The organism is Limnohabitans sp. 2KL-51 (genome assembly GCF_003063645.1).
GTDB lineage: Bacteria > Pseudomonadota > Gammaproteobacteria > Burkholderiales > Burkholderiaceae_C > Limnohabitans_A.
In genome coordinates, this window is the sequence record NZ_NESJ01000047.1 from 1 (window position 1) to 1860 (window position 1860).

Sequence of the window (1860 nt, forward strand, 5' to 3'; positions counted from 1 at the left end):
CCAGCGCGTCCAGAGCGCCTGCGGTGTAGCTCAGCGTGTCGGGGTTGGCGGTGGGACCGGCGGTGCCAAGCGTGTTCGGTGGCGCAGCTTCGGCAAACACCAGGTTGTCCAGCACAAAGTCGGCCGAATTTTGGTTGCTCCAAGTCTGCAAGGCCAAATCGATGCTGCCTGTCGTGGTCGCTGTGTAGGTGATGCTGACCTTACCGGTGGTGTTATTGGTCGTGGTCATGGCTTTTTGTCCGTCGATCATGACGTCCATAAAACCAGCCGTGTTCAAGTTCTTGGCGACCGTGTTCCAGTAGGCAAAACTGAACTCATAGGTCTTGCCAGCAACAACGGACACCGATGAGCGCCACAGGTCGCCCAAGTTGCTCGCAGATGAAGCGCTGCCGTTATTGCCCAATATGCCATCTGCACTGCCTGCGAGGATTTTTCCGCTGGCCATAGACGCGAATGTTTTCCAGGCTGCGGTATACAAGTCGCTGCCCGAACCAAAGGTATAAGTTTTTTGTGTCCATGTGCCATTGCTCCAAGTCGCGGGCGTTGTGGCAGCAGACAGTGCACCTGGCCCCACTTGGATGGGCAAGGCGCCAGACGCGCCGGGAGCAGGGTTGGTCGTGCTGTAGTTGGGTTGGTAATAAGACTGCAGGTCAATCACACCAATGCGGTTACCGCCCCAGATGTACGCCGTGTCGTCCGTACCGTTGCTGGGTGTTGTGATGACAATGGGCTTGACTTTGGTCGTGTAGTCGACCATGCCCGAACTGAAGCCACTGTTGGCATTGAGAGCTGTTGCAGGCACCGTCACGGTCCACTGGTTGGACAAAGCACTCTGATTGCCCTGTGCATCCACCTGCTTGGCTGCAAAGGTGTTGCTGCCACCAAAGGTACCGGCCAGAGCTGTGACCGACCAATTGCCCGAGCCATCGACCACTGCCGAGCCCACCATGGTGGTGTAGTTGTTGTCGTACAGGTAGATGGTGTCCCCTGCCACGCCCGTGCCCTTGACGGTGCTCAGGGCGTTGGTGGTCGTACCGTTGTTGGCAATCGCTACCGTGCTGCTGGCGGTGTCGAACACACCGGTGATCACCGGCGCTGCTTCTGTCAGGTCTGCATTGACCGGCTGCGTGGCCAGTGGGCCGGTGGCGTTTTGGCTGTCCACCACTTGCGCGGTGTAGGTCCAACCGGCGCTGTAGCCGCTGGTGTCGGTGATCTCCCAGGTCTTGCCGCCTGGGGCCACGGTGGCGGTGCCGATCAGGGTGCCGTTGGCATAGACCTTGACCACATCGCCCGCGTCCAAAGGTGCGCTCAAGGTGCCCGAGAGCAAGCGCCCGGCCGAGGTGTCGTTGGTGGTCCAGTTCTTGTTGATGGTGGCATCGGCCGTGACGCCGCTGTCCTTGGTCATGCTGCTGAAGGCCACGGTCTGGGTGGGCGGCAGCGTGTCGTAGGGAATGCTCTGCAGGTTGTTGGCCTGGTACACATCGGTGCCGGTGGCCGGGTTGGTGTAAGTGTCTCGGTTGTTGTTGCCTGCCGCGTCCATGAACTTGCTGCTGGCAATGCGCACATAGCCGGTGCCGGCCGCATTGGCCGTGGGCGTGAAGGTGGCGGTGTAGACCAGCGGGTTGGTGCTGCTTTGCACCAAATTGCTGAGCGTGCCGCCGCTGGCTTCGATGTCGGCCAACGTGAAGTCGCTGCTCGCTTCGGTCAGGGTAAAGCTCACTTGTGTGCCTGCGCTGCCCACGGTGGTGGTCAGCCCATCGGTGCGGGCGATGGCCACTTGCGGTGGCGTCAGGTCGATGGTCATCAGGTGCGTGGCCACCGCGCCTGCGCCGTATGCGGGCACGGCTGTGGTGTTGGTCA

General features: G+C 60.8%; 1 protein-coding gene. It reads right to left on the reverse strand.

The window, feature by feature from the left end; translation table 11 throughout:
• A partial coding sequence (locus B9Z49_RS21915) for an Ig-like domain-containing protein (RefSeq protein ID WP_158273572.1) occupies window positions 1-1860 on the reverse strand: 1860 nt, incomplete at both ends.